Origin of the sequence: Rhodococcus sp. IEGM 1307, assembly GCF_030056915.1 — a bacterium.
GTDB classification, from domain to species: Bacteria; Actinomycetota; Actinomycetes; order Mycobacteriales; family Mycobacteriaceae; genus Rhodococcus_F; species Rhodococcus_F opacus_D.
Window position 1 is genome coordinate 1 of the sequence record NZ_JASHKW010000008.1, and the last position, 26,506, is coordinate 26,506.

The following is a 26,506-nucleotide window of genomic DNA, read 5'->3' on the forward strand; positions in this document are numbered from 1 at the left end:
GAGGAGACCATCTCCCGGATGGCGGGTTCGGAGCACGGATCCGAGAAGACCGTCGAGGAACTGCGGGCCATCGCCGAGGGAATCGGCCGCCCGGCACGCGAACGCACCACCACACACGCCCGACGCGAGGGAAGGACACCGGCGGCATGAGCGAGACGGATCGGCTGGGCGACGACACGGTCGTCGGCATCCTGGATCGCGCTGCCCGGGGCATCAACCCCGTGCTCGATCTGGCCCTCACGGATCCGTTCGGTATCAAGAGCCGGACGTTCACCCCGACAGCGGAGGACCGGGGCGCCGCGGAGGCGCTGCTCGACGGGATCGCCTGGGTTCTCGACACCGTGCAGTTCCCGGGGACGGCGTCGTGGGAGAAGGCGAGCGACGACGAGCGGGCACGGTGGTGGGTGACGCGGATCGGCGCGCTGAACACGATCGCGGTCGCATTCCCGGGCATGTTCGGGGTGCTTCTCAATCGGCTCCCGATCCAGGACGTGCTCGGGTTCGCGAATCAGGCGGTCGTTCTCGTCGCCGTCGCCCGGGAGCACGGCGTGACGAATCGGTCCGACCAGGTGGACCTGCTGGCGTCCGTGCTCTGCCGGCGTGAGACGGACGCGGTGCTCGCCGACACGACGAGATCCGATTCGGCGGACGGCGCGTCCGTGTGGCGCCCGTTCGGGCTGATCGGCGCGCTGTGGCGCACTGCCCGCACGGTGCGCGCGCTCAGTGACGAACTCGACAAGCGTCCCGGGCCGGGCTCGACCTACTCGCTGCTGGGCAACATCCCGGTGGTCGGTGTGGTGGCCGGGTATCTCGGCGAACGGGGCGCGCTGGTGAGAGCGGCGAAACAGGGCGAGCAGTGGATCGCGTCCCACGCGCCGCTGCCCGCGGCGGTACGCCGGGTCAGGTAACCCTCACCGCAGAGAGGTCCGCCGGGCAGGCGATAATAGTTTCTTCCGCGGGGTACAAGCAGCCCGTACCTCGTGCCTACTCGTGTCAGAAAGGCAGGGAGAGCGGCAGTGCCCTACACGATTGCTGAACCGTGCGTGGATGTGTTGGACAAGGCGTGTATCGAGGAATGCCCTGTCGACTGCATCTACGAGGGCGGGCGGATGCTCTACATCCATCCGGACGAATGCGTGGACTGCGGCGCCTGTGAACCCGTCTGCCCCGTCGAAGCCATCTTCTACGAAGACGACGTCCCGGACCAGTGGAACGGCTACATCGCCGCGAACGTCGACTTCTTCGACGACCTCGGTTCTCCCGGCGGCGCGGCGAAGCTGGGCAAGGTCGACTACGACCCGCCGTTCGTCAAGGCTCTGCCCCCCATGGGCGAGGACTAGGTGTGCCTCGTATCCCGGTAGCCACAGCACTTCCCGACTTTCCGTGGGACTCGCTCGAGTCGGCGAAGGCGAAAGCCTTCGCCCACCCGGGTGGCATCGTCAACCTGTCGGTGGGGACCCCCGTCGATGCGGTCGCCCCGATCATCCAGGACGCGCTGACCTCGGTCGCCGCGGTTCCGGGATATCCGACGACGCACGGCACCGAGGAGCTGCGTAACGCCGCGGTGGAGGCGCTGCGCCGCCGCTACGGAATCACCGGCATCGATCCGGCTGCGGTGCTGCCCGCGATCGGCACGAAGGAGCTCATCGCCTGGCTGCCACGCCTTCTCGGGCTCGGCGCCGACGACCTGGTGGTCATCCCGGAGCTGGCGTACCCGACCTATGAGGTCGGTGCGCTCCTCGCGGGTGCGCGGGTGATCCGGGCCGACGGTCTCAACCGGCTCGGTCCGGAGGGTGCGTCGCTGATCTTCGTGAACTCGCCGTCCAACCCCACCGGCAAGGTGCTCGGTCTCGAGCATCTGCGCAAGGTGGTCGACTGGGCGCGTCGCCGCGGCGCCATCGTGGCGTCCGACGAGTGCTACCTGGGGTTGACCTGGGAAGGTGAAGCCCTCTCGATCCTCGACGAGCGGGTGAACGACGGCGATCTCACCGGGCTCCTCGCGGTGCACTCGTTGTCGAAGACGTCCAACCTCGCGAGTTACCGCGCGGGGTTCGTCACCGGTGACCCGGCGTTGGTGGCCGAACTTCTCGAGGTCCGCAAGCACGCGGGCATGATGGTGCCGTTGCCGATCCAGTCGGCGATGACCGCCGCGCTCAGCGACGACGACCACGAGAACGAGCAGCGTGAGCGGTACCGCCGTCGCCGCGAGATCCTTCTCGCAGCGGTGCGCGGCGCCGGATTCACCGTCGACAACTCCGAAGCCGGGCTGTACCTGTGGGCGACGCGCGGCGAAGCCTGCCGGGACACCGTCGAGTGGTTCGCCGAGCGGGGCATTCTCGTGGCGCCGGGGGAGTTCTACGGTCCCGGCGGCGGCACCCACGTGCGCATCGCGCTCACGGCCAGCGACGAACGAATCGCGGCCGCGGCCGAACGACTGGTCTGACCCGAGTCGGCACGAACGGAGCGGTCACGGTGCAAGTATTGGGCCGTGACCCTCGACGACGTCGCCGACGAACTGTACGGCCTCGACCCCGGTGAGTTCGTCGAGGCGCGCACCGCGCAGGTGACTGCGGCGCGGGAGAACAAGGACCGCGCGCTGGCGACCGAGATCGGGAAGCTGCGGAAGCCGACGGTCGTCGGCTGGCTCGTCAATCTGCTCGCCCGCGAGCTCCCCGACGAGGTCGACGCGCTCCTCACTCTCGGTGAAGCCCTCCGCGACGCGCAGCGACACCTGTCCGGCCCGGACCTTCGGCGGCTGAACACGCAGCGGCAGCAGGTGGTGCGGGCGTTGGCGCGCAAGGCCGGTGAACTCGCCGCCGAGCGAGGCCGGACGGTCGGGGAGGACGCCCTGCGGGATGTCGGTCAGACGCTGCACGCGGCACTCGCCGACGCCGAGACCGCCGAACAGGTGCGGCGTGGCCGGGTCGTGACGGCGGCGAGCTACAGCGGTTTCGGTCCGGCCGGACTCTCCGTCGTCCAGGGAAAGACCGCGAAGAAGACCTCGACGTCCGAACCCGCCACCGCGCCCCCGGCCGACAAGCCGGGGAAGAAGTCGAAGAAGAAGCCGGTGGAGCGGGACCGCGACGCCGAACGCGCGGCGGCCGAGGCCGAACTGGCGGAAGTCACGTCCCGGGCCGATGAGGTCCGCGGTGAACTGACCGACGCGAGAACGGAACTGGAAAAGGCGCGGTCGACGCTGACGGAGATCGACCACCGGATCGAGGAACTGCGCGCCGAACTCGAACACGCCGAGCAGGAGCGGCAGTTCACGCGGAACGCGGAGAAGGCTTCGGCGGAGGCGGTGCACCGGGGGGAACGAGACCTCGACGCGGCGGAGCGGCGCGTCGAGGAAGCGCGGCGCGCAGTCGACGATCTCGGCTGAGGAACGTCCCGGATCCTTGACCTCGAGCCCCGTTCAGGTTCTAGCGTGAGTTCATGTCCTTCACCGGCACGGCGAGCTCTCCGCAGCGAGCGTTGGCCAGCAGCGGCACCGGTTCCGGTGTCTTCGCGACTGGGCCCCTCGACAAACTGCGCCGGCGGATGGTCCACGGTGGTCGGCGGCGAGCTGGACGGCGAACTCGAACATGCCCCGCTGGCGAGAACCACAGCAAAGCCAGGACTGTGAACTGATTCAAATTTCGCATTGCGCCACCGGCTTCCCCGGGGTGGATCGGCTATTTACTGCAGGTGTCGGTAGAGCCGTCCGTGGTTGCTGAACCAGGCGACATTCCCATCGGACCCCCGAACGAAGTTGGATCGGGTGCCGGTGGGTTTGAGGTCGGGGCCAAGGTCGAGCCCATAGTCGGTCTTGTAAAGCGCAAGACCGAAATTCGGGACTGTCTGCTCATCCGGCAGGTAGGTGCCATCCGGGGTGTCGCTCATGTTGCCGACGAGCTGGCCGTCTTTGCCGCGGAAGTTGATCACGACGGTCCCCAGGGTGCCCGATTGATCGATGTCGTCAGTGGCATACGCCCCCTCGTAGGGCGCCAACTCGGCCGTGCTCAACTTCTGGGGCGTCGCGGGCAGGTTACTGATTCCGGCGAAGCGGCGAAGCGACCAGTCCTCGGCGAACAGTTCGTTGAGCAGTTTCCCTCCACCCTCGGAATTGGTGAGCACGGTCATGGCGAAGTTACGGCTGGGCACCATGAAGAACCCGGATCGTTGACCCGCCCAGGTCCCGCCATGTTGGACGATCGTCTCGTTCTCCGCGGACGGCCGCAGCATCCATGACACTCCCATGCCGGTGAGTTCGACCTGAAGCGTGCCGCCGACGCCTGGATTGGAACGCATGGCGATGAGCGAGTCTTTGCTCATCAACCGATCTCCTGTGGGTGTAGTGCCGTCGCCGAGGTGGAAGCGCGCGTAGCGCACCTGATCTCGCACGCTGGAAATCAACGATCCGGTCGGGTTGCAACTGCGCGAGAAGAACCAGAAGCCCGGGTCCACAACGGCTTTTCCGTCGTCGACGTTGTGGGAGGCGGCGATATTCCGGCCGATTATCTGGTCCGAGAAGAAGTGGGTGTGACTTAACTCGAGCGGGTCCAGCAGCATCTTCTGGACGGCGTCCTCGTAGACCGATCCGGTCACGACCTCGACAATCCGCCCCGCCACGACCAGCCCCGCATTGTTGTAGGCGAAGACCGTGCCCGGCGGGGTCTTTTGTGGGAGCCGGGTCATCGACGCCACAAACTTGGTTATCGCGTCGTCGCCTCGACCGAAGTCCTGGAGATCGTCACCGAGCCAACCCGACGTGTGGTTGAGCAGTTGTCGCACCGTCGCCGTGGCGCTGGCTTCTGGATCGGCGACCGCGAAATCGGGCAGATACTGGCGTATCGGTGCCTCCAGATCGACCTTGCCCTCGTCGACGAGGCGCATCACGGTCGTTCCGGTGAACGTCTTCGTCGTGGAGCCGATCCGGAACAGGGTGTCGCCGTCCACCGGTATCGGGTGGTCGACATTGGTGACCCCATACCCCTTGATGTACTCCTCACCGTCGGCAATGACGCCAACCGCAACCCCGGGGATCGCGTAGTCCTTCATCGCCTTGTCAATCTTGGCGTCGAGCTCGTTGAACGCTTCCTTCGCGTTCGCCGGGACGCTCGTAGCTGTGGTGGTCGACTCCTTCGACGAACATGCCGGCAATACGAACACCGCCAACCCGGCGACCGCCCCGCCAAGCACCGCCCGGCGCGACAACTCAGGGCCACCGACGGCGAACACCTCGGTCGTCATCAGCGTGGCGGGAGAATGTCGTATGCCGGCAGTTGCGTCGTGTCCGCGCAGGATGTGTCCGGCTTCTCCGGATCGTCGAAAAACGACGCGATTATCTCTGCTCCGCACGGCGGCTCTGCATACACACCGTGTGCAGCTCCGGGCACTACCGCGACTATGGATTGCGAGAGATCCTTCGCGATGTAGTCGCCCCACACCGCTCCGGTCTGCCCGTCGTAGGTTCCCGACAGCACAAGCGAAGGGATGTCACTCACGGTGATGTCTCGGATCGAGTCAGGAGCCTTCGGCACGTCCCACACTTCGCAGGCGTCGCGCAGGAACGGCAACTGCGGTGCTTGGGCCCGAACGGACTCCGGCAGTTCAGGGAATTCCTTTTCCGCCTGTTGCATTGACTGCTCGACGGTCTCAAACGGGATCCATTCACGGCACCAAATGCTCAGGGTGAGGCCCCAATGGAGGACGCCCCTCTCCGGATGCCCCCACACCTCGGCCCAACGCGACGCAATGGGCTGCGCATTCCCGTGTGCGAGCTCATCGACCGTTGATGGGAACTCTTTCGGTAGATGGGTAGCCACGGGGACAAACCAGTTCAGCAGCATTCCGCCGTCGACGACAACCTTCGTCTCTCCTACACCCGCAACGTTGACCGTCGTGGTGATGGGCTTCGCCTCGAGCTCATTGACCAGCCGGATGAACGTTGCCCCCAGGTCGGGATAGCGCTCTTTGCATGCTGGCTGGTCCTCACACGCCTTGACCATGTTGTCGAATGCTTGGCGAGCGCTGGCCCAGGTCCACCCCAGGGCACCAACCGATGGAGGCGTCACTCCGTCGAACACGATCGACTCGATAGCGTCGGCGTCTTGACGCATGTAGATCAGCGCAAGGTCGGTACCGTACGAGTGGGAGAACACATTCCACTTCTCGAGGCCGAGTGCCTTGCGTAAATCAATCAGGTCATAGGTGCTCTCGGTCGAATTGAACGCCGAGAGGTCAACGGTGGGAGCCAGGCGGTCGTGGCAATCCTTCACCGCTTCTACGTACGCATCCCGTGTGGACTCAGCGTTCCACGCCATTCCGATCCTTTGGGCGAAGAACTCGAAAATCTTCGGGCAGGGCAACGGCGAGCTGGACGTCGCGTTGCCGCGCTGTCCCATCAGGATCAGATCGCGATCACGGTTCAGCGGGACGTCCGGGTTGATCGGGGGATCCGTGACCCCATCCTGACCGGGCCCGCCCATGAGAAAGACGATCGGAGCCTTGGTCGGCGGCTGCGTTTCCGACGGAACGATCGCTACTGCCAAGCGCAAGGTTCCGCTGTCTTCTTTGGTGCGGTTCACCGGTACCACCAAGTCCCCGCAGCGAGCATTCTCCAGCAGTGGGACCGGATTCGGCGTCTTCGCGCATGGACCCTCGACAAACTCCGCCGGCGGATGAGCCACAGTCGTCGGTGGCGAACTGGACGGATCGGAATTGTTGCTACACGCTGAGCTGACGAGAATCGAGACGAACGCAATCGCCGTTATCTGGTTCACAAACCGCATGTCGACCACCCTGAATGGCGACCGCCCGAACCTTGTGTTCGGCTCGGCCCGAGTATTTACCCAGATAAATCCTGGCACACCCCATATACCGGAAGTTTGAGAACCGATGAAATCCGGCGATCCTTATGTAGCCGTTCGGTGATGAATCGAATCGTGCGGTCGGCCAGCTCGGTTGAGAAGGCATTCCATAGGCGGCGCGAGATCACCGCCGCAAAACAAGATAGTCGGTGCGATAGATTCCCCGATTGGCGTCAGGGACGGCCAGTTGCCCGCTGTGGTCATGATGAAAGGCAGCCCGTCCAGTCGATTGTCCATACGCGCGCCCAGCGTCCCGCTCGCGCTCCTCTTACAGGACACTCAAAACGCTCCCTCACTCGAACGGCCACCAACGTGGAATCTGACGCGGCTCCCCGATCGGGCCGCATCCACGGGCGATAATGGTCCCTATGACCGCAGAACTTGTCCCGTGCGAGATGGACGAGTCCCAAGACGAGGCGACGCACACTATAAGGATCCAATGAGCTGATCAGCCCGAAGAGATCTGGTAGGTGTGCCGATCACGACCGCCAACGCAAGACCGCAGCCGGCCGAAGGCGCAGCCGCCAGTCGAGCAACCCCCTTCCTTCCGATGCAGGGACTGCTATCAGGTTCTGCAGGACAGCACTCCGCCCTGCCCGGTCTGCGGCTCGCCTAATCGAGCGATCAGCCCGCGCTCCGCAGCGATCGCCTTGGCTATGTTGTGCGCCAAATATGCTTGTACACAATCTTTTTCGAAGTACGGATAACTTATATTATGTAAACTGGCAGGTTGGCTATTCGCATGGCTTGCGAATACGACTGTCAATTAGGCGCCCAATTTCTCGTCGAGGTCGCGTCGGAGGAGATCCTTCGCATGGCTCGGGCGGCGCCGACGGGGTGACCGGGCGACGGCCTGTGCGGCGAAGGCTTCGTTCAGTTCGATGGTGTCGATGTCGCCGGGGGTACGAATCGCGCTCGCGTGCCGAGACCGATGTTGTAGGACCTTCGCCCCTACACACAGGGTGCTCGTTCTGGCATCCTCCGATCGAGGACACCAGTTGTTCGGCCCTCCGGCCATCCGGGGTGCGGGGACGGTCAGGGTGTCGAGATCGGCCCTCGGTGGGAGGCGCCGTCTCGTCGGCTGCAGGGAGTGAATGACCATGGCGCAGGGCACAGTGCACTGGTTCAACGGCGAGAAGGGCTTCGGATTCATCCGCCCCGACGACGGCAGCGCCTACCTCTTTGTCCAGTTCTCCGAGATTCAGGTCAGCGGGTACAAGTCGCTCGAGGAGAATCAGCGGGTGGAGTTCGAGGTCGGCCGGGAACCGAAAGGGGTTTACGCCCAGAATGTGCGCCCCGTCTGAGCCGATCGGCGCCGTGCAGCGGGCCGGCGTCCTCGAGCGGGACGGTCCGCGCGTCGCCGGGCCCACCATTGCCTGAGGTAGTGAGGATCGCCCCAGGCGGACCACCGTCTCTGGTGCGTGCCACGGGCGGGTACCCGTCCAAGGCATCCTCGCGGCGCTCGATGCTCTCGACGGCCCGCCCGATAACCCGAGGAGCGCACCGTGCCCGGACTTCTCCGCGGAATCGCCCGCACCGCCGTGATCGAGGGAACCGCGACCACCGTCTCCAACCGGGTCTCGCGGCGGCAAGGCCAACGCTGGGCCGCCCAACAGCCGCCACCGACGCAGCAGGCTGCACCACCACCGCCGCCGCCCGCCCCGCCGGCATCGCCTCCGCCCTCAGGTGATGCCGATCGTCTCACCGCGTTGAAACAACTCGGTGAACTGCGCACACAGGGGGTTCTCACCGACGACGAGTTCAACGCCGAGAAGGCCAGGATCCTGGCCTCCTGACCGGAATCACCGAGTGGACGGAGCACCGACAATGGACGGTTTCTGGGATTTCTTCTGGATCGTCATCGTCTCTTTCCTGTTCGTGTCCTACCTGATGGTGCTGTTTCAGATCATCACCGATCTGTTCCGCGACCACCGGATGTCCGGGTGGCTCAAGGCGCTGTGGTTGTTGTTCTTGTTCCTGATTCCGTTCCTGTCGGCGCTGATCTACCTGATCGTGCGTAACGAGGGCATGACCGAGCGGTCCGCGGCGGCCTTCCGGCAGGTCAAACAGGCCCAGGACAGCCACATCCGGGACATCGCGGGCAAATCCCCGGCGCAGCAGATCGCCGACGCCAAGGCACTGCTCGATTCGGGGGCGATCACCCCGCAAGAGTTCGAGACCCTCAAGAGCAAAGCGCTGACCTAGCACCGAAAGGCGCCGAGGCACACCCTTTCTCACAACCCGCACTGCCGCCATCGAAGGAGAGGCAACGGCCATGATCGATCGCACGGACACTCCCGTCAGGTTCCGTCGGCGCGGGCGGGGGCGGGGGTCATGAGCACGGTGGACGGGCCCGTCGACCAGCCTCCCGCCGAGGCCGCGGCACGCACCAGAGCCTGGCGCTCAGGTGATGGCATCTGTTCACCTGCTGCTCTATCCGGTCGACGGCGGGGTTGCTGCGGAGCGCACGGTGACCCTGTCGGCGGCGAAAGCGGACAACCCGACGGTTCCGTTCATTTCACAACGGTGGTGGCTTCCAGGTCGACACCGCCCAGATCGCCGCGACATCAAGTGCGATGATCACCATCGACCAGGACGGGTAGTACGGCAGCCACAGGAAGTTGGCGAGGATCGAAATGGCCGCAAGGACGATCGCCGCTACCCGCGCCCAACGCGCGCCGGCGGCCAACGCGAGACCGACCACGCAGAGCAGCACCCCGAAGGCGATGTGAAACCAGCCCCAGACGATGAGGTCGAACCGGTAGGTGTACTCGTAACCCACCGAGAACCCTTCGCTCTCGGCGACACCGGCGATGCCCTGGGCGAACTGGAGGAGACCGACGGTCAGCACCAGACTGGCCGCCCCGAGCGATGTGGCGGTCACCACGCGCTGTTCGGTCGACGACTCCTCGGTCATGATGTACCCCCTTCCGGCGGGGCTGCCCGCACGCCGTATCTGCTCATTGTCCGCCTCAGTCCATCGGGTCCGCCGCGGAATGTGGGCTGGACTATGAAGGACCTCCATCGGCGGCGGACCCGCCCGCCGGTCGATGACCACGATGCGCGTGGCCACAGGTGCGGGTGCGGGGATCACCGTCGAGTGTCCGGGGCGGGTCGGGTCTCCGGGTGGGGGTGGTCCCGGGACCAGGCGGCATAGCGGTCGGCGAGGGGGCTGGCGGTGAGCCCGTGCGCCAGGACGGAGAGCGCGATCGTGATCACCGCGGTGGTCAGTAGTAGTTCTTCGTGGGGTAGCTCGCCCGGTTCTTCGACGATGAGGATGGCGAAGACGATGGTGGCCAGGCCCCGGGGCCCGAACCAGCCGAGGAAGGCCACGGTCGGGGCGCGGGGGTGCGTGCCGACCAAGGACAGCGCAACGGGCAACATCCGGACGACGGTCAGGCTCACGACGGCGTACCCCAGCACAGCCCAGGAGAGACGACCGAGTGCGGGACCGAGCAGCACGGCCCCGAAAACGATGAAGGTCACGGCGCTGAACAGGTCACCGGCCTCGTCGATCATGTGCCCGGCGTTGCCGACATCGACGTCGGCGCGGCGCCAGAGTGCACCGAAGGTCAGTCCGCCGACAAACGCGGCAATGAATCCGGACCCGCCCAGCGGCACGGCGGCGGTGTAGGCGAGCAGGGCTGCGGTCACCGGCACGGTGTGCGCCCACAGCGGATCGAGGGCGCGGCGCCGACTGGAGGTCACCAGGACCGCGGCCGCGAGTACCCCTGCGCCCACCCCCGCGACGATTCCGTATCCGATCTGCTCGGTGACCAGACGGGCAGCCGCACCGCCGCCGATCGTGCCCGCCTCGGCATGCGCGATCGCGAGCACGATCAGGAACAACGGCACACAGATCCCGTCGTTGAGCCCGCTCTCGACGTTCAAGCCCTGCCGAATCCGCATCGGCAGCACGGGGAGGGTGACCACGGCCTGACCAAGCGCGGCGTCGGTGGGGGCGAGGATCACCGCGAGCAACAACGCCTCGGGCCAGGCAAGGTCGCCGAGCACGATCGCGGCGGCACCGAATCCGGCCGCGATGGTCAGCGGCAGACCGATACCGAGAAGTCGCGCAGGCAAGGAGATCTCGGTACGGAGTTCGGCCAGGTCGACGTGTGCAGCGTCGGAGAACAACACCAATGCCAGGGTCACCTCGGCGAGCAGTTTGACGATCTCGGCGGTGGCGTGCACATCGACCACGCCGACCGCCTCCCCGCCGAGCAGGAACCCGCTGACGGTGAAGACGATCGGGGCGGTGATCGGCGTGCCCGCAACGCGCCCCGAAATCGCCACGAAGCCGAGCAGGACCACCGCGATCGCCGGCAACGCCCACGTCATGCCGGCCACGCCTCACCGCCGGTCGACATCACCGCGGCACGAGGTCGTGTCGACGGCCGCCTGTGCTCCGTGCGTGCATGTCGCACTGTTCGTTGTCCCGTGTTCGCTTGGCTGTTTATCTCGCCGGTGGATTGGGCTGTGCGACTCGGTCCTTGTCGGGGTGCCATGTCGAGACGGCGCAGATCACCACGGCGTTGAGGGCGATGATCGTGATCGCCCACATGGGGTAGTAGGGCAACCAGAGGAAGTTGACGAGGATCGAGACCGCGCAGATCACCATGGCGGTCACTCGCGCCCAGGCGGCACCAGTGAACAGGGCGATTCCGGCGGCAGTGACGATCGCGCCGAGAACCAGGTGGGTCCATCCCCATGCGGTGAGGTCGAATTGGTAGGTGTAGTCGATTCCGGTGACGATTACCTCGTCCTTGGCGATCGCGGACAGGCCCTGGAGTACTTCGAGGATACCGACGGTGACGAGCAGAACCGCCCCACCCCTCGCGGACCCTTGCACCACATCGCGTTTGACCACAGATTCCTCGGACATGACCGTTCCCTTCCCGGGCAACGCATGAAGTGTTCCGGCAGGTTTGATTGTCCTCTTGTCGGGCCGTGCTGGCGGCACTTCGCGGCAGGTGTGGGCCCGCAGACTGGTCTCCAGGACCAGGACCGCACGTCGCCCCGCCCACTCAGAAGCGGCGAACCCCGTCCCGCAGCCGTCGGCCTGATATATCTGTGATGCCCGGCTGCGACAGCCCGACCGATGGGAGCCGAATCGGCGCCGTGCGGGAGACGGGGCCCGTGCCTCCGTGCCGTCGCCGACCGAGTCGTGCAGCGCCTTCCGCCCAGCCCCCGAGCTCGTCTGATACGGATGCCGGGACGGCGAACTGCCATGGACCGAGCACTTCCCACGCACGGGCCGGATAGCGGTAGCAGGTCACCGGTTCCGCGTTTCGCCTTCGATGCGGATCCACAACCAGGCATGCCGGCAACAGCAAGATCTCGATGAACGACACAAACCGGGCGCGCGAGAAAGGAGAGGGAAAGACTCGTTGCCGCACGCCCGGCCGGGGATCGTGCGCTTCAACCAGGTCGCCCCGCACCATGGGACACTCGGTGCAGCGGAATGGATGGTGCGATCGCCCCTTTCGGCATTCGCAGTGGTTGTGGGTGCACAACGGCGCACTGCACGGGTTTCACGAGATCACGATTACCCGCCGGGCCGGACGGGCAGTCTGAATCCATGAGCAAGGCGCAGCAGGAGCGGGAAGACAAGTACGACGTCGGCGCCGACTTCGCGGTACCGGACCTGGACGACCTGGTCCCGCCGGGCGGCCGGCTCGAGGAAGACACCGTTACCCTCGACAGCGAATACTTCGACACCGCGGACCGGGACCTGCTCCGCCAGCGCGTCACGTTGCGGCGCCGGACCGGCGACACCGACGCAGGGTGGCAGCTGAAGGTCCCCGACCGCAAGGCGCGCACCGAAATCCGGGTGCCGCTCACCGCGGACGACACGGTGCCCGGCGAGCTGGCCGCCCTGGTCTCGGGGGTGGCCCTGGGAAAACCGGTGCACCCGGTGGCGTCGATCTCGACGGTCCGGCTCCGGCTCCGGATGCTCGACCCGGACGGGAACCTGCTCACCGAGGTCGCCGACGACACGGTCCGCGCCACCGCGGCCGCCGCGGCGGCCGGGGACGGCGCGGTCGCCAGCGAGTGGCGCGAGGTGGAGGTCGAACTGGGCGAGAGAGGCGACGGGAAGCTGCTCGAGGCGATCGGTGAACGGTTGACCCGTGAGGGCGCCCGCCCGTCCCGGTATCCGTCGAAACTGTCCCGGGCCCTGAACCCGAACGGTCCCGGCCTTACCGATAACGACTCCGCCGCCGACGGTTCCGGGGCGGAGGTGGTTCGGGAGCTGTTGACCGCCTACCTCGACACCCAGGTGCAGGCGATCGTCGCCGGGGATGTGTGGCTGCGCCGCGGGTTGGACTCGGTCCATGCCACCCGGGTCGGGATCCGGCGGTTCCGCAGCACCCTGCGGGTGTTCAAGAAGGTGCTGGATCCCGCCGCCCGGACGCGGCTCGACGTGGAACTGTCCTGGTATGCGGGGGTGCTCGGTGAGGTGCGGGACCGGCAGGTCCAGCGCGCCCGGTTCGCCGCCGCGGTCACCGACCTGCCCGAGGAGCTGGTGCTGGGTCCGGTCGCCGCCCGGATCGAGAATGATCTGCTCGCCGAGCAACTCCGGTACCGGGCCGAGGTGATGGCGACCGTCGACGGTGACCGGTATCGGGCTCTGCTCGCCGCGCTGGCGCTGTGGCGCACCGCACCGCCGCTGACCGGGGACGCAGCCTCCGGTGAGCGGGTGCTGAAGAAGGCCGCGCGGAAGGCGCGCCGCAAGGCCGACAGAAGGTTGGCGGCCGCCCTCGACGACGGCGGCGACGTGGCGCTGCACCGCGCCCGGAAGGCCGCGAAGCGGGCCCGCTACGCCGGCGAACTCACCCGTGGACTGGTCGGGAAGAAGAAGGGCAAGAAGCGGGTCGCCGCATACAAGAAGGTCCAGAAGGTTCTCGGGGAGCACCAGGACAGCGTGGTCGCGCTCGGGACCCTCCGCGCCCTCGGGGCCCGCGCCGGGAGCACCGGCGGCGAGAACGGGTTCACCTTCGGGTTGCTCTACGGGCTCGAGCTGCAGGCCGCCCGGCGTGCCCGCGACGATGCCGCCCGGCTCACCACCTGACCCTTCGAGCACCGCGCGCACCGCCGACGGGCTCATGACACCCCGATCCACGGGTGGACACGGCATCGACGTGCCCGGCGTCTCCCGGCGGGCGGGCTGCTCGCACGTCTGCTCACCCACGTCCCGGCGGGAACTCGAGGAGCTCGACGACTACACCGCCGCCTGGGCGGTGACCAAGTCCTGGCGACCGGCAACGGAACCGACACCGCACCCCGCTGCGCCATTTCGAGTTCATTCACCTCCTAGGGACCCGACTCCAGAACCTCTGTCTGATCGAAATGCGCGCAATCGCGGATCAAACGCCTGGTGAGCGGTGCACACTGAGAACGGGCATACAACATCGGCGTCCCGAGAGGTGAATCGTCGTGACCGACAAGTCGACCGTCCGTCAAGAGATCGCCGCCGACACGATGATCGGTGCCGCGATCTTGCTGGTCACCAGCGGTGTGCTGCATATCCTGCAGGGGATCGCCGCGATCGGCAATGACCAGGTCTTCGTCGTCATCACCGACTACACCTACGAATTCGACCTGACCGTGTGGGGGTGGGTCCATCTCGTGCTCGGAATTGTGATCGCACTGGTCGGCGCCGCCCTGTTCCGCGGTGGCCTGTGGGCGCGAACGTTGGCAGTCACCCTCGCGGCAGCATCGATCGTCGTCAACTTCCTCTGGCTGCCCCACTACCCGGCGTGGGCGATCGCGATCATCGCGATCGACACGGCGATGATCTGGGCAGTCATGACTGCGATCCCTCGCTCGGCCCGGCACTGACACACGCGATCGACGCCGGTACTCTCGACGATCTTCGGTCGTGAACGCGGTGGGGGCAGGGTGAGATGCGCGCCCAGACCGCACGCGAAGATGTGGGGTACGGCGATCGGAAACCTCTTGTCCCCTGGCTGATCCACCACCGAGGAACGGTGCGTGGTGCGATGATGAGGGTATGCGCCGCCATCGTTGGCCGGCTCTCGTGCCACCGGCAGATCGGGGCCTTCGTGTGCACCCCCCGACGCCGATCGTTGCCGAGAAGGACCTGGACCTGGAACTGTCCGCGGTCACCGCGTACACGTCGGGGCTGCTGCTGCAACTGGCGATGCGGGTCACCGGGATCCGCGCCGACTTCGCCCGCTACGAAACCCGTCCCCTGACCGACCCGAACGACTGGTCGGCGCGGTGGTCCGATCTGAGCGTGCAGGTCCGCGCCGACGATCTCGACGGGCCTGCCGACGCCCTCCACCGAAGCGAACCGCCCACCGGGGAATCCGGGCCCTACCGGGCGACGCCGTCATACTGGATCGGCGCCTACCCTCGGACCGGGAAGCTGACCGTCACCACCAGCTGGACCGAGATCGGACTCCACCGGACCTCGATCATCGTCGCTCTCGGCCCCAGCCCCTTTTCTACCGCGTCCGAATCCGGTGCGGGACGGTAACAGCCACCGACGCACACCCTCCGCCGCCTCACCCGGCGCAACGATGGCCGCGGGTGTTTAGGCCCAACACCAGCCGCATTCGAGACACTGCCGGTGTTCGACAGGCGGTACCGGAACCAGGCCGCGACGCGGTCGCCAATATCAGACTTGCATCGAGGATCCGTTTCACCACGCCGAACCCAGTGAAAAGTGATATCGAAAAGTGTCCCCGCCCGAGCGTCCGGGCAGGACAATTCTTCTCATGGACGACAACGAAAAACACGCCCTCGATGTCGTCCGCGCCCGGCTGTTCCAGCGCTACCCCGATCTCGAACCCGAGATAGTCGAGGATCTGATCGCGGCAACGCTTGACCGGTTCGACGGCTGCCGCGTCCGGGACTTCGTTCCCCTGCTGATCGAGCGGGCCACCACCCGCACACTCGACGCCACGTACAGCCGGACACCGGCGCCCCCGGAACCGATCCGAACCTCGGAACTTCCCGCCACCGCACACGCCGAACCGGCGGCACCGGCAGTGATCAGCAGCGGGAGAGTGCGCGGTGTGCGGGGTGCCTTCGCCCGTCGCGCACCCCGCCTGTCCTAATCATGTTCCATGAGGGGGCGAGGCCCAGGAGCGGGAATGCGAAGCCCCGCGCGCCATCTGGGGTCGGACGCCGAGAAGCTCACCCCAGAGCTCACCGCCACCATCACGCAGCAGCGGTGATCTGTCGCCGGCGATTTCTCGCGCTCTACTGTGAAGCCACAGTGCCGGTGACCCGCACAAACACATCCCAGTCCGCACAAACAAACAAATACAAGACCGACCAACCGACCCAGCTGGCCGGATTCCCAGTCATCCGGCGAAGATGGTCACCCGGACCCTCCAGCCGGAATCCGGGTTCTCCCGCGAACGGAGCACGCGGCGGCGGACAATCGTCGTACCGACACATCGAAGCTTCGGGGAGGACCAGACATGTCCGATCGCAGCGTGGGGGTGGGCCCAGCGTCCGAGTACCCCTCGACCAAACAGAGTTTCGCGGCCGGCACGTCGATGTTCGCGGCCATCATCATGGTCACCGTTGGCTTCATCCAGTTCTGCCAGGGCATCGCCGCGGTCGCCGACGACGAAGTGTTCGTCCGCGGGATCGACTACGTCTACAAGTTCGACCTCACCACCTGGGGCTGGATCCACCTCGTCCTCGGCGCCCTCGTCGCGATCGTGGGACTCGCCCTGTTCACCGGCGCCGGGTGGGCGAGGGTGTCGGCTGTCATCGTCGCCGCGATCTCGATTCTGGCGAACTTCCTGTGGCTGCCCTACTACCCGGCGTGGTCACTGCTGATCATCGCCCTCGACGTCGTCGTCATCTGGGCCGTGTCGACGTGGAACCCGGACCAGGATCTGCGAGACGGGAGCTTCCGCAGTACCGGCACTCCCACACGGTAATTCCGGTCGGCATCATGGTCGGACCGGACCCGTCATCGACGAGCGATCTTCCGTGCGGATCGCCCAGCAGGTCGTTAGCCGCTGCGGATACCCCAGGATGATGCCGATGCGGTTGAAGTTTCACGAACAGCTCGACGACCTGACCAACCGGCTGGCGCTGATGTGCCACCTCGCCGGTGAGGCCATCGAGTCGGCCACCGACGCCCTGGTCCGGGCCGATCTTCCGCGGGCCGAGCGGGTCCTCGACCTCACCGAGCAGATCGAGCGGTTACACGGTCCGTGTGAGGAGCAGGCGATGGCGTTGCTGGCGTTGCAGGCCCCCGTCGCCCGGGACCTGCGCCAGGTCGTCACCGGGGTGCATTTGGTGTCGGATCTGAGCCGGATGGGCGGGCTGGCGCAGCATGTGGCCGAGAGTGTGCGCCGCCGGCACCCGAACCACGTCACCTCGGGGGAGACGGAAGAAATCCTGAACCGGATGGGGCGAGCGGCGACCGCGTTGGCGGGCCTGGCCGAACAGGTCCTGCGCACCCATGATCCCGAGCTGGCCGCCGAGCTCGGCAGACGCGACGACGAACTCGACGACCTGCACCGACGACTGCTCACGCTGCTCGAGGATCCGGCCTGGTCCGGCAGCATCCCGGCCGCGGTCGATGTCACCTTGTTGGGGCGTTTCTACGAACGTTTCGGTGACCACACCGTCGTGGTCGGGCGCCGGGTGATCTTCCTCGTCACCGGCGAACCCCTGAGCCCGTAGACCGGCGCACTCGGGTCGCCACCGTGGACCGCGACGGGCCTACTGCATGCTCGCGGCGCGGCGCTGCTGGCGAGCGTATCGGCGTCGCTCGGTCTCGCTCATCCCGCCCCGGGTGCCATACGGTTCGGGAGCGGACAGGGCGTAGTCGCGGCAGAGAGTGAGCGCCGGGCAGCTCGCGCAGAGCCGCTTCGCTTCGGCTTCCCGGCGGGCGCGGTCGAGTCCGCGTTCCTTGTCGGGAGAAAAGAAGATCGCCGCGTCGACGCCCTGGCACGCTGCCCGGGCACCCCACTCGGCGACGAGCGGACCAGGGGGGTCGGTGCGCCGCGGATCGCGACCATCGGGGTGCACGGGCGGTGGAACAGGGCACGGTAGCGATGCCATGGGAAGGGGGCCTCCGGACGGACATCCCGGGGAACCGTCGCAGGGTGACGTGTGGCGATCAAACCTGGACTCGTTCCGCCGGGGCGAAGAATTACCAGGGCACTACCCGACCTCGCCGTGCCCGCACTCCGTTCTGCCGTCTCCGGCGCGCGAAGGGCCAGTGAGTCGCCAGAGAGGGACAGTCATCGATGGCACATCGCCCCTGACAGCGCCAGATGAACTGAAAGTGGGGCGCCAAACGCGTCCGGAAAACGATCCATTGTCGACACCGCCTCTGACCGGCGGATTCGGCACGTCGGAGGCGCGAAAACCTGTGTCGAGAAACTGGGTCGAAAACCCTAGCCCACTGCACTTTTCGACAAGCTGATGGCTGTGACTCACGGCGATAGGTGGCATTGATTTCGCGGCTTTATATGGCGCTGCCTGCCGGACTCGCGGAGCCTCCGTTGGTCGTGTGAATTGGGATTGGGCTTGCAGGACGAATGGAGGGAATCGGGGCCACCTCCGTTCGCTGCGGCGGCGACAGAATGTGCGAGGGGCACCTTCCTGGTCGACGGCACACTGTCGGTGAGCGCCGGCGTCGTGGAAGGAGAGATGGTTCGGGCGGTGAACCTTCTTGGTTGGCGCGCCATTGGTCGTGAAGCAGATACGCACAGCTGAGAGTTCGGCGAATTCAGTTGATGCCCTTCGCCCACCATCCGGATGGCGGGGATGCCGCAAGCTCCCAGCGTGGCGCGTAGTGCTCGAGGAATATCTGCCCCACCAGTTCCCCGCGGCTGCGCACCCCGGTCTTGTCGAAGATCGACTTCATGTGGTCTTGAATTGTGTAGACGGATAACGACATTGCGTGCGCCATCTCCCTTGTCGATCGCCCTTGGATGCACAGCGCAGTGAGATGGCATTCGCGTTGGGACAGTCCGTAGGCCATGGCAATGACGGGCGCGATCTCATGCGGCGTCGCGGGTTGGATGATGACGGCGGTGCGTCCGTCTTCGACGCCGGAAAGCCTGGTCCCGTACAGCAACAGCCACGCGCCGGATCGCGTGCGTACCCGCGAGCGCGCGGCAAGTTCCAGCGGATCGGTGCCCGGTTCGATCGCCCGCGCCCGGGCCGCGATGGCCTGCACGACCTTCGATTCGAACGGCGTCGACGGCGCCGGGACCTCGACAATGTCGTCGATCCAGCGTTCCGCGGCGGGTGAGACCGATTCCGGGTTGCCCGCGGCGTCGAAGACCACCACGCCGGGGCCGTAGTCCACGGTCGTCACGGCGGCCTCGACCTCGTGGAGCATCGAACGTCGCAGACCGGTCGCGAGCGCGGGCGCCAGCGCGGCGATTGCGCGGACGTGCTCGGCGGTGTACCACGGCGCGCCCGCATCGCGCAGGAATGCCGCTGCACCCCAATAGACCCCGTCCGACACCAGGGAGACCCGCAGCTCGTCGCCGATTCCGTACGCCTCGTGCGAACGGTGCCGTGCACTGCGGGACAAGTCTCCGTGGGTATCCAGACTAAGTGCACCCGCCAGGCGGCCACTGTGCGCAAGAAACGCCCACTTGTCGACGTCCTCGACCTCGTATTCGTAGTGCGCCAACCAGGATCCGGAGCACCCAACGTTCCGGTTGACGCTGCCGGTGAACAGGATGGTGCCCGGGTCGACGGTGTGCCAGCAGCAGCGGTCATGTGGGATCACCGTGCGCAGGGCCTCGCTCATTCGCGCGCTGTACCCCACCCAGTCCAGCTGGTCGGCGGCGGCACGCGAGATTTGATCGCGGACGCGTGGCAGCGAGCTCTGCGCCATGCCCGAAGTGTATCGCAGCAGGTCAGGGCTGCCTACCCCAGAAATCTGGGTGAATTGCCCAGGATTCAGGGATATGACGCAGAACCGACAACGACGACGCTGGTTTCATGACGATGACAGCCCGTACCTCCGCCGAAACCGACCACGACCTGCCTGACCCGGAGCCGATCATGCAGCTGGCGTCCGGGTTCATGGCCGCCAAACACCTCTTCGCCGCCAGCGAACTCGGTTTGTTCGAGGCGTTGGGCGAGGGCCCCACCGACCTGCATGGCCTGGCCGCCCGCACCGGGCTTACTGCCCGAGCCACCCGGATCAGCGCCGACGCCATGGTCGCGCTGGGTATGCTCGAACGCCGAGACGAACAGTATGTCAATACCGAGACGGCGGCCGCGTTCCTCGCCGGCGGATCGCCCGCCGACCTGCGTCCGCTGCTGCGGTTCTGGGACAAGATCAGCTTCCCGGCGTGGGAAGACCTGGCCGACGCACTCGCCCGCGGGCCGAAACGCCAGATCTTCGACCTCGACGCCGCCGTGCAACCCATCGCCTCGATCGGTATCGAGGCGTTTTCGGCCGGCCCCTCGCTCGCCCTGCCGGACACGGTCGATCTGTTCGGTAGTCATCAACTCCTCGACATCGGCGGCGGCACCGGCTCCTGGTCCATCGCGGTGGCGCGCCACTGCCCGCAACTGAGCGCGACCGTGTTCGAGCTGCCGGCGGTTGCCCAGACCGCGCAGGACCGCATCACGTCGGTCGGGCTGGCGGGGCGAATCGACGTATGCGCCGGCGACGCGATGGCCGACCCGCTGCCCGCTGGATACGACGCCTTCCTGGTCGCGAACCTGGTGCATTACTGGTCGCCGGAGCAGAATTATGCTCTGCTACAACGCATTCGCGACGTCGCCGCACCCGGCGCCACGCTGCTGATTGCCGACTTCTGGACCGACCCCACCCACACCCAGCCGGTCGCGGCGGCCCTGATGGCGGGCGAATTCGCGGTCCACCTCGAACACGGCGACGTCTACAGCGTCGGAGAAGGCATCGCCTGGCTGCAGGACACTGGCTGGCGCTACCGCGACCACCGCTCGCTCACCGGCCCGATGAGCGTCATTGTCGCTGAAACCGCATGAAACAAGACAACACCCAAGGAGCACACGATGAGTGAGCATCCAGTCGCAATCGTCGGTGCCGGCACCTCCGGGGTCTCGGCGGCGGTGGCCCTCGCCGACCGTGGCATCAACCCGTTGCTGATCGACCGAGCCGACCAAGTCGGTTCGTCGTGGCACTCTCGTTATGACCGGCTGCGACTGAACACCGGCAGGCAGTTCTCCCACCTGCCGAACCGCCCCTACCCCAAGGGCACACCGACCTTTCCCACGCGGGAACAGGTGATCGAGCATCTCGAGCGGCACGCACGTGCGGACGGGATCGAGCTGCGCCTGGGCTGCCCGGTGGAACGGCTCGACCTAACGGACGGGCACTGGCGGTTGACCACCGCTGCCGGTTCGGTCGACGCTGCCGAGGTGGTGGTCGCGACCGGCTTCGATCATGAGCCCTTCGTCCCGGACTGGCCCGGACGCGGGGACTGGCGGGGTGCACTGGTTCATTCCTCGCAGTACCGGAATCCCTCGCAGTACAACGGGAAACGGGTCCTCGTGGTGGGAGCGGGCTGCTCGGGCATGGAAATTGCCTACGACCTCGCCACCGGAGGCGCGGCAAAGGTCTGGCTTTCGGCTCGCACGCCGCCGAACATCATGCTCCGCCAGGGACCTGGTGGCATGCCGGGAGACTTCATCGCGACGCCGCTCTACCATGCCCCGGTCCCTATCGCGGACGCAATCGCTCGGTTCGGCCGGGAGAGGAGCATCGGCGACCTGCGCGAGTTCGGATTGCCGATCCCCGACGAGGGGATCTTCGCCCGCAGCGCGCGCCTCGGCGTGGCACCGGCGATCGTCGACAAGGAGCTCGTCGCCGCGATCCGAGACAGGTCCATCGAGGTCGTTCGCGGAGTCGAGTCACTCGACGCGGACAGCGTGTGGCTGGTGGACGGTGTGCGAATCGACCCGGAGGCGATGGTCTGCGCGACGGGGTTCCGCCAGGAACTCGAAAAGCTGGTCGGGCACCTCGGCGTACTGGACGAGCGAGGTTGGCCGCACGCCACCGGTGAAAAGCCGGCCGCCGAGAGGTTGCGTTTCATCGGGTTCGTGCCCAGGCCGTCGCAGATCGGGTTCGCGGCGAAGCAGGCTCGCCGCGCGGCCCGAGCGATCGCGCGGGAACTGCGGTGAGCGTCGGCGGTAGGATTCTCCCGCCCTGCCCCGGCGCTGGCTACGCACGGGTCTCCAGCGCAGACCAGAACCCTGACCACCGCACCGAATACCACCTGCGGCGGCAAACCTCGCCAGCCTCCCCGGTGCTGTGCGACGTGCGGAGCCGTGTGGCGCTGGGGGGAACCGCGCAATCCTGAACGGCACCCTGGCCGCACTCGACCGGGGGTGCGGGAACTGGCTGGGCGAGCGGCGCGGGTGCCGTCCCGTCATGGCCCGGTTCGGTGGCCGAGGGCACTGGGACGGGTGCTGTCACCGGGGCCGGTATGGGCACCGCAGGAGCCGCCGCCGCGGGATCCGCCGGAGGATCGGGATCTCAGCAGGTAGATCACCGGGTGCAGAATTTGCGGGGCCGGGGCAGGGGCCTGAGCGGCGTTCTTAGCGTCTACAGTCCTACGCGACGTCCGGTCGGTAGCCGGCTGCGAGGGCGGCGACGGTGGACGGCGGTGTCAGGACGGTGGCGGTGCCGGTCGGCCGGTTCGCCGGAGTCCCGTATCCCTCGGCCGACCAGGGGACGACCGTGTCACCCAGCACGACCGCGGGTCCGCCGTCGAACAGCGCGAAGGCCCCGTCGGGCAACGACGACCACGCGGCCTCGTGCATGCGCTGGTGGGAACCGGCCAGCCGTTCTCCGTGCAGCCGGGCGTCCATCTGGTCCGCGCCCGGCAGCCCACCCCCGTGGGCCGACTGCCACGCGAGACGAAAGTCGTTGTACCGCTCGCGTCGGCAGAGGGCGCACGGCCGGTGCCCGGCCGCGAGGGCCACCGCCTCGTCGTGGAAGAAGAGGACGGTGTAGTGGCCGTCGCTCCACTGGGCGACGGTGCGGGCCGGGTAGTCGGTGACGCAGATGATCCACCGCTTGCCCGCATGGTTGCGCACGACGGTGTGCCCCCGGTGCAGGCAGCCCCGGTTTCCCATGAACCGGCCGCGGAGTGGAATCGCGACGATCTCGGATCGGGGTGACACGCGATTCCGTTCGGCCATGTGCCGATGGTAGCCAGCCGACCCGCGCGTCAAAACCGGATGAGTACCCCCGTCCGGCGCTAACCTGGGCTCAAGGGTTCCGCTCGGACGGGTGTCCCCGTCCGCCCGCGGTCCCGGTCACAGTTCCTCACGATCTGAGGGCAGGAGGCAGGCAGCATGGACGCCATCACCCAGGTTCCGGTGCCCACCAACGAGCCGGTCCACACGTACGCGCCGGGCAATCCCGAACGTTCCCGAGTGCAATCGGCACTCACCGACATCGCCACCAATCCCGTCGACATCCCGCACGTGATCGGTGGCAAACACCGGCACGGCAACGGCGAGCGCGTCGACGTCGTGCAACCCCACCGGCACGCCGCCGTGCTCGGCACGCTGCGCAGCGCCACCCACGACGACGCGTCGGCGGCGGTCGAGGCGGCCACGGCCGCGGCACCGGACTGGCGGGCGCTCTCGTTCGACGACCGGGCCGCGGTCATCCTGCGCGCCGCCGACCTGCTGTCCGGGCCGTGGCGCGAAACGCTCGCCGCGGCGACGATGCTCGGCCAGTCGAAGTCGGTCCAGCAGGCGGAGATCGACGCGCCGTGCGAACTGATCGACTTCTGGCGCTTCAACGTTCACTTCGCACGCCAGATCCTCGCCGACCAGCCGATCTCCTCACCCGGGGTGTGGAACCGGCTCGAATACCGTCCGCTCGAGGGGTTCGTCTACGCCATCACGCCGTTCAACTTCAGCGCGATCGCGGGGAACCTGCCGACCGCGCCCGCGTTGATGGGCAACACGGTGATCTGGAAGCCGTCGTCGACGCAGACCGTCGCCGCGTACTGGACCATCAAACTGCTCGAGGCGGCGGGAATGCCGCCGGGTGTGATCAATCTGCTCACCGGCAGCGGGCAGGCGGTCTCGGAAGTGCTGCTGAGCGACCCCCGCCTCGCGGGCATCCACTTCACCGGTTCGACCCGGACGTTCCAGCATCTGTGGAGCGAGGTGGGCGCGAACATCGGGAAGTACGCCGGCTACCCCCGACTGGTGGGGGAGACCGGCGGCAAGGACTTCGTGGTCGCGCACGCCTCGGCCGACGAGGACGTGCTGCGGACGGCGCTGATCCGCGGCGCGTTCGAATACCAGGGCCAGAAGTGTTCGGCCGCCTCCCGCGCCTACGTCCCGAAGTCGCTGTGGCGGCGGATGCGGGACACGTTCACCGCGGAAGTCGACGCCCTCACCTACGGTGACGTGACGGATCTGGAGAACTTCGGCGGGGCCCTCATCGACCGCCGCGCCTACGACAAGAACGTCGCGGCCATCGAACGCGCCCGCAGCGCCACCGGTCTCGAGATCGCCGTCGGCGGCAAGTACGACGACAGCGTCGGCTACTTCGTCCGCCCCACCGTGCTCCTCGCGGACGATCCCGCCGACGAGGCGATGACCACCGAGTACTTCGGTCCGATCCTGACGGTGCACGTGTACGACGACTCGGCGCCGAACGCGTTCGCCGACGTGCTCGGCAAGGTCGACTCGGCGGCCCCGTACGCGCTGACCGGCGCGGTGATCGCCGACGACCGCCAGGCCGTCGAGCAGGCAACGTCTGCTCTCCGGTTCACCGCCGGCAACTTCTACGTCAACGACAAGCCGACCGGTGCCGTCGTCGGGCAGCAGCCGTTCGGCGGGGCCCGCGCCTCGGGCACGAACGACAAGGCCGGGTCCAAGCTCAACCTGCTGCGGTGGGTGTCGGCCCGCACCATCAAGGAGACGTTCGTCCCGGCCACCGACTACCGATATCCGCACATGGGGTCGGAATGAAAGCGCCCACCGTTCTGGCGAATCCGCTGCGCCCGGCGATCCTCGCGGCCGCCCGGTCGTCCCGCGTCAAACGGGCGGTCACCGGCGCCCCCGTCACCCGGAAACTCGTCGACCGCTTCGTCGCCGGGGAGAACCGGGAGTCGGCGCTCGCAGCCGTCCGGGAGATCCTCGATTCGGGCCGGTCGGTGTCGATCGACTTCCTCGGTGAAGACACGCGTGACGCGGCGGGAGCCCAGGCGACGGTCGACGAATATCTGGCGCTCGTAGCCGATCTCGGTGCGCTACCGGAAGCAGCGGAAGGGACTTCGGGTGTTCGCCGCCTCGAGGTGTCGATGAAACTGTCGGCGCTCGGGCTGGCACTGGCCGGCGACGGTCGCAGGATCGCCACCGACAACGCCCGCACGATCTGCGCCGCCGCGGAGGCGGCGGGGGTGTGGGTGACCGTGGACGCCGAAGACCACACGACCACCGATTCGACGCTGGCGATCGTGCGCGAACTCCGCAACGACTACCCCTGGCTCGGTGCGGTGGTGCAGTCGTATCTGCGACGCACCGAGGACGACTGCCGCGCCCTCGCCGGCCCCGGGTCGAGGGTCCGGCTCTGCAAGGGGGCGTACCGGGAACCCGAGTCCGAGGCCTTCCAGGACCGCGCTGCCGTGGACGCGTCATATCTGCGTTGCCTGGGGATCCTCATGGACGGGTCCGGGTACCCAATGGTGGCCTCGCACGATCCGGCCGTCATCGACGCGGTCGCCCCGCTGGTCGGGCGCACCGGCCGCGCCGCGGACGCCTACGAGCACCAGATGCTGTTCGGGATCCGGGACGTCGAGCAGCGTCGGCTCGCGAACGAGGACAAGCAGGTTCGGGTGTACGTGCCGTACGGAAGTCAGTGGTACGCGTACTTCATGCGGCGACTGGCCGAGCGTCCCTCGAACCTGCGGTTCTTCCTGCGCTCGGTGGTCACCCGGGACTGACCGGCGCGGTCGCGGATCGGTTCCCGTGGGGGTGCGTCGTTGTAGAGTTTCGCGGTGACGACTTCAGGCGGGGGATGGGCCAGCGCGGTCCTCTTCGCCGTCGTTCTCGTCCTCGCGACGCTGCTCGGTTCGACGCGCATCGGCGAGGTCCGACTCACCCGTCCGCCGCGCACCGCGGTGGTGCTGTGGTTGCTGATCGCCGTGCCGTCGCTGCTGCAGATCGTCGTCCCCGCCATCCTCGACGCCCTCGAGCGTGACCCCACCCAGATCCGGGACCACCAGTGGTGGCGGATCGTCACGTCGGTTGCGGTGCAGGACGGGGGACTGGCCGGAACCGCGGTAAATCTGCTCGTTCTCGCGTGGGTGGCCCCGCTCGCGGTCCGGGTCTGGGGAGGAGTGCGGGCCGTCCTGCTGTTAGTGGCGAGCCAGATCATCTTCGGCCTGTTCACCGCGTTCCTGTTCCCGTCGCCCGGGGCGGGCAACTCGGGTGCCACACTCGCGCTGGCCGCGTCCCTCGCCGGTCTGGTGGTGATGCAGTCCAAGGAGTGGCGAGCACTCGCCGCGAGCGGCGGCATCGTCGTCGCCGGTGTCCTGCTGCTGGTCGTCGACGACGCCCACGGACTGGCTGTTCTCACCGGGGCGCTGCTGGGTGCGGCACTGGCCACCGTCAGTCCGCCACCGGGAGACCCACCGGACCACGTCCGGACCCTGTGAGAAGCT

General features: G+C 67.2%; 26 protein-coding genes. 18 read left to right on the top strand and 8 right to left on the bottom strand.

The annotated features are described in order from the left end of the window. The first annotated feature begins 146 nt into the window (after positions 1-146). From QM841_RS16855 to QM841_RS16870, 4 genes are all read left to right on the top strand, one after another. A complete protein-coding gene (locus QM841_RS16855) occupies positions 147-908 on the top strand; it encodes a hypothetical protein (RefSeq protein ID WP_280785102.1) in 762 nt (253 codons plus the stop codon). Between the two features lie 108 nt (positions 909-1,016). Continuing rightward, on the top strand, positions 1,017-1,340 hold the full coding sequence (fdxA, locus tag QM841_RS16860) for a ferredoxin (RefSeq protein WP_005263360.1): 324 nt from the start codon (positions 1,017-1,019) through the stop codon (positions 1,338-1,340). 2 nt (positions 1,341-1,342) lie between these two features. Beyond that, a complete protein-coding gene (dapC, locus tag QM841_RS16865; RefSeq protein WP_280785103.1) occupies positions 1,343-2,443 on the top strand; it encodes a succinyldiaminopimelate transaminase in 1,101 nt (366 codons plus the stop codon). A gap of 45 nt (positions 2,444-2,488) precedes the next feature. Continuing rightward, positions 2,489-3,382, top strand: a complete 894-nt coding sequence (locus tag QM841_RS16870; protein ID WP_283332857.1) for a hypothetical protein — start codon at positions 2,489-2,491, stop codon at positions 3,380-3,382. A gap of 296 nt (positions 3,383-3,678) precedes the next feature. Here QM841_RS16870 and QM841_RS16875 read toward each other — a convergent pair whose 3' ends face one another. Further along, entirely contained in the window at positions 3,679-5,232 is a 1,554-nt protein-coding gene (locus tag QM841_RS16875; RefSeq protein WP_283332858.1) for a serine hydrolase domain-containing protein, read from the bottom strand. Next, positions 5,232-6,773 carry an alpha/beta hydrolase gene (locus QM841_RS16880; protein ID WP_283332859.1) on the bottom strand — a complete coding sequence of 514 codons (1,542 nt, stop codon included), beginning with the start codon at positions 6,771-6,773 and terminating at the stop codon, positions 5,232-5,234. Before QM841_RS16880 ends, QM841_RS16875 begins: the two co-directional genes overlap by 1 nt. A 1,178-nt stretch (positions 6,774-7,951) precedes the next feature. Between QM841_RS16880 and QM841_RS16885 the strand changes: the two genes are divergently transcribed. From QM841_RS16885 to QM841_RS16895, 3 genes are all read left to right on the top strand, one after another. Further along, entirely contained in the window at positions 7,952-8,155 is a 204-nt protein-coding gene (locus QM841_RS16885) for a cold-shock protein (RefSeq protein ID WP_283332860.1), read from the top strand. Between the two features lie 201 nt (positions 8,156-8,356). Then, a complete protein-coding gene (locus tag QM841_RS16890; protein WP_283332861.1) occupies positions 8,357-8,647 on the top strand; it encodes an SHOCT domain-containing protein in 291 nt (96 codons plus the stop codon). 31 nt (positions 8,648-8,678) lie between these two features. After that, positions 8,679-9,056 carry an SHOCT domain-containing protein gene (locus QM841_RS16895; protein ID WP_283332862.1) on the top strand — a complete coding sequence of 126 codons (378 nt, stop codon included), beginning with the start codon at positions 8,679-8,681 and terminating at the stop codon, positions 9,054-9,056. Positions 9,057-9,369: 313 nt separating this feature from the next. On the opposite strand, the gene QM841_RS16900 is transcribed toward QM841_RS16895, so the two are convergent. The 3 genes from QM841_RS16900 to QM841_RS16910 all read right to left on the bottom strand — a co-directional run bounded on the left by QM841_RS16900 (position 9,370) and on the right by QM841_RS16910 (position 11,736). Continuing rightward, the gene (locus QM841_RS16900) at positions 9,370-9,768 is read right to left on the bottom strand and encodes a DUF7144 family membrane protein (protein WP_283332863.1); all 399 of its coding nucleotides are present in this window, start codon (positions 9,766-9,768) and stop codon (positions 9,370-9,372) included. A gap of 173 nt (positions 9,769-9,941) precedes the next feature. Continuing rightward, positions 9,942-11,192, bottom strand: coding sequence for a cation:proton antiporter (locus tag QM841_RS16905; RefSeq protein ID WP_283332864.1), 1,251 nt, complete (start codon positions 11,190-11,192; stop codon positions 9,942-9,944). A gap of 115 nt (positions 11,193-11,307) precedes the next feature. Next, positions 11,308-11,736: a DUF7144 family membrane protein gene (locus QM841_RS16910; protein WP_283332865.1), complete on the bottom strand. Its 429-nt coding sequence runs from the start codon at positions 11,734-11,736 to the stop codon at positions 11,308-11,310. Positions 11,737-12,432: 696 nt separating this feature from the next. On the opposite strand from QM841_RS16910, the gene QM841_RS16915 reads away from it, so the two are divergent. The 6 genes from QM841_RS16915 to phoU all read left to right on the top strand — a co-directional run bounded on the left by QM841_RS16915 (position 12,433) and on the right by phoU (position 17,531). Then, positions 12,433-13,923, top strand: a complete 1,491-nt coding sequence (locus tag QM841_RS16915; RefSeq protein ID WP_283332866.1) for a CYTH and CHAD domain-containing protein — start codon at positions 12,433-12,435, stop codon at positions 13,921-13,923. A gap of 365 nt (positions 13,924-14,288) precedes the next feature. Beyond that, entirely contained in the window at positions 14,289-14,693 is a 405-nt protein-coding gene (locus QM841_RS16920) for a DUF7144 family membrane protein (RefSeq protein WP_283332867.1), read from the top strand. A gap of 172 nt (positions 14,694-14,865) precedes the next feature. Further along, positions 14,866-15,354, top strand: a complete 489-nt coding sequence (locus QM841_RS16925; RefSeq protein ID WP_283332868.1) for a hypothetical protein — start codon at positions 14,866-14,868, stop codon at positions 15,352-15,354. 241 nt (positions 15,355-15,595) lie between these two features. Further along, positions 15,596-15,937 carry a three-helix bundle dimerization domain-containing protein gene (locus QM841_RS16930; RefSeq protein ID WP_283332869.1) on the top strand — a complete coding sequence of 114 codons (342 nt, stop codon included), beginning with the start codon at positions 15,596-15,598 and terminating at the stop codon, positions 15,935-15,937. A gap of 369 nt (positions 15,938-16,306) precedes the next feature. Beyond that, complete coding sequence (locus tag QM841_RS16935; RefSeq protein ID WP_491932492.1) at positions 16,307-16,777, top strand: DUF7144 family membrane protein; 471 nt, start codon at positions 16,307-16,309, stop codon at positions 16,775-16,777. Between the two features lie 106 nt (positions 16,778-16,883). Continuing rightward, positions 16,884-17,531, top strand: coding sequence for a phosphate signaling complex protein PhoU (gene phoU / locus QM841_RS16940; protein WP_283332870.1), 648 nt, complete (start codon positions 16,884-16,886; stop codon positions 17,529-17,531). 39 nt (positions 17,532-17,570) lie between these two features. On the opposite strand, the gene QM841_RS16945 is transcribed toward phoU, so the two are convergent. Next, a complete protein-coding gene (locus QM841_RS16945; protein ID WP_283332871.1) occupies positions 17,571-17,912 on the bottom strand; it encodes a WhiB family transcriptional regulator in 342 nt (113 codons plus the stop codon). A 673-nt stretch (positions 17,913-18,585) separates the two neighbouring features. Next, positions 18,586-19,710: a helix-turn-helix transcriptional regulator gene (locus tag QM841_RS16950; RefSeq protein ID WP_283332872.1), complete on the bottom strand. Its 1,125-nt coding sequence runs from the start codon at positions 19,708-19,710 to the stop codon at positions 18,586-18,588. Positions 19,711-19,817: 107 nt separating this feature from the next. Between QM841_RS16950 and QM841_RS16955 the strand changes: the two genes are divergently transcribed. Further along, positions 19,818-20,837 (top strand): methyltransferase, encoded by a 1,020-nt coding sequence (locus QM841_RS16955; protein WP_283332873.1) that lies wholly within the window; start codon positions 19,818-19,820, stop codon positions 20,835-20,837. A gap of 27 nt (positions 20,838-20,864) precedes the next feature. Further along, positions 20,865-21,992 carry a flavin-containing monooxygenase gene (locus QM841_RS16960; RefSeq protein WP_283332874.1) on the top strand — a complete coding sequence of 376 codons (1,128 nt, stop codon included), beginning with the start codon at positions 20,865-20,867 and terminating at the stop codon, positions 21,990-21,992. A 432-nt stretch (positions 21,993-22,424) separates the two neighbouring features. Here QM841_RS16960 and QM841_RS16965 read toward each other — a convergent pair whose 3' ends face one another. After that, the gene (locus QM841_RS16965) at positions 22,425-23,015 is read right to left on the bottom strand and encodes a hypothetical protein (RefSeq protein WP_283332875.1); all 591 of its coding nucleotides are present in this window, start codon (positions 23,013-23,015) and stop codon (positions 22,425-22,427) included. 156 nt (positions 23,016-23,171) lie between these two features. On the opposite strand from QM841_RS16965, the gene pruA reads away from it, so the two are divergent. Genes pruA through QM841_RS16980 form a run of 3 tightly spaced genes read left to right on the top strand, consistent with a single transcriptional unit; the run spans position 23,172 to position 26,500 of the window. Beyond that, complete coding sequence (gene pruA / locus QM841_RS16970) at positions 23,172-24,812, top strand: L-glutamate gamma-semialdehyde dehydrogenase (protein WP_283332876.1); 1,641 nt, start codon at positions 23,172-23,174, stop codon at positions 24,810-24,812. After that, positions 24,809-25,786 (top strand): proline dehydrogenase family protein, encoded by a 978-nt coding sequence (locus tag QM841_RS16975; RefSeq protein ID WP_283332877.1) that lies wholly within the window; start codon positions 24,809-24,811, stop codon positions 25,784-25,786. Before pruA ends, QM841_RS16975 begins: the two co-directional genes overlap by 4 nt. 54 nt (positions 25,787-25,840) lie before the next feature. Beyond that, positions 25,841-26,500 (top strand): rhomboid family intramembrane serine protease, encoded by a 660-nt coding sequence (locus QM841_RS16980; RefSeq protein ID WP_280785112.1) that lies wholly within the window; start codon positions 25,841-25,843, stop codon positions 26,498-26,500. The last annotated feature ends 6 nt before the right edge of the window (positions 26,501-26,506 follow it).

Excerpts from the sequence above, each read along its gene's own strand:
- QM841_RS16910 (WP_283332865.1), bottom strand. The coding sequence starts at position 11,736 with ATGTCCGAGGAATCTGTGGTCAAACGCGATGTGGTGCAAGGGTCCGCG.
- QM841_RS16930 (WP_283332869.1), top strand. The coding sequence starts at position 15,596 with ATGGACGACAACGAAAAACACGCCCTCGATGTCGTCCGCGCCCGGCTG.
- QM841_RS16945 (WP_283332871.1), bottom strand. The coding sequence starts at position 17,912 with ATGGCATCGCTACCGTGCCCTGTTCCACCGCCCGTGCACCCCGATGGT.
- QM841_RS16900 (WP_283332863.1), bottom strand. The coding sequence starts at position 9,768 with ATGACCGAGGAGTCGTCGACCGAACAGCGCGTGGTGACCGCCACATCG.
- QM841_RS16915 (WP_283332866.1), top strand. The coding sequence starts at position 12,433 with ATGAGCAAGGCGCAGCAGGAGCGGGAAGACAAGTACGACGTCGGCGCC.
- QM841_RS16975 (WP_283332877.1), top strand. The coding sequence starts at position 24,809 with ATGAAAGCGCCCACCGTTCTGGCGAATCCGCTGCGCCCGGCGATCCTC.
- QM841_RS16925 (WP_283332868.1), top strand. The coding sequence starts at position 14,866 with ATGCGCCGCCATCGTTGGCCGGCTCTCGTGCCACCGGCAGATCGGGGC.
- QM841_RS16965 (WP_283332875.1), bottom strand. The coding sequence starts at position 23,015 with ATGGCCGAACGGAATCGCGTGTCACCCCGATCCGAGATCGTCGCGATT.
- QM841_RS16885 (WP_283332860.1), top strand. The coding sequence starts at position 7,952 with ATGGCGCAGGGCACAGTGCACTGGTTCAACGGCGAGAAGGGCTTCGGA.
- QM841_RS16950 (WP_283332872.1), bottom strand. The coding sequence starts at position 19,710 with ATGGCGCAGAGCTCGCTGCCACGCGTCCGCGATCAAATCTCGCGTGCC.
- QM841_RS16880 (WP_283332859.1), bottom strand. The coding sequence starts at position 6,773 with ATGCGGTTTGTGAACCAGATAACGGCGATTGCGTTCGTCTCGATTCTC.
- QM841_RS16905 (WP_283332864.1), bottom strand. The coding sequence starts at position 11,192 with ATGACGTGGGCGTTGCCGGCGATCGCGGTGGTCCTGCTCGGCTTCGTG.
- QM841_RS16935 (WP_491932492.1), top strand. The coding sequence starts at position 16,307 with ATGTCCGATCGCAGCGTGGGGGTGGGCCCAGCGTCCGAGTACCCCTCG.
- phoU (WP_283332870.1), top strand. The coding sequence starts at position 16,884 with ATGCGGTTGAAGTTTCACGAACAGCTCGACGACCTGACCAACCGGCTG.
- QM841_RS16875 (WP_283332858.1), bottom strand. The coding sequence starts at position 5,232 with ATGACGACCGAGGTGTTCGCCGTCGGTGGCCCTGAGTTGTCGCGCCGG.
- QM841_RS16895 (WP_283332862.1), top strand. The coding sequence starts at position 8,679 with ATGGACGGTTTCTGGGATTTCTTCTGGATCGTCATCGTCTCTTTCCTG.
- QM841_RS16955 (WP_283332873.1), top strand. The coding sequence starts at position 19,818 with ATGACGATGACAGCCCGTACCTCCGCCGAAACCGACCACGACCTGCCT.
- QM841_RS16855 (WP_280785102.1), top strand. The coding sequence starts at position 147 with ATGAGCGAGACGGATCGGCTGGGCGACGACACGGTCGTCGGCATCCTG.
- QM841_RS16960 (WP_283332874.1), top strand. The coding sequence starts at position 20,865 with ATGAGTGAGCATCCAGTCGCAATCGTCGGTGCCGGCACCTCCGGGGTC.
- pruA (WP_283332876.1), top strand. The coding sequence starts at position 23,172 with ATGGACGCCATCACCCAGGTTCCGGTGCCCACCAACGAGCCGGTCCAC.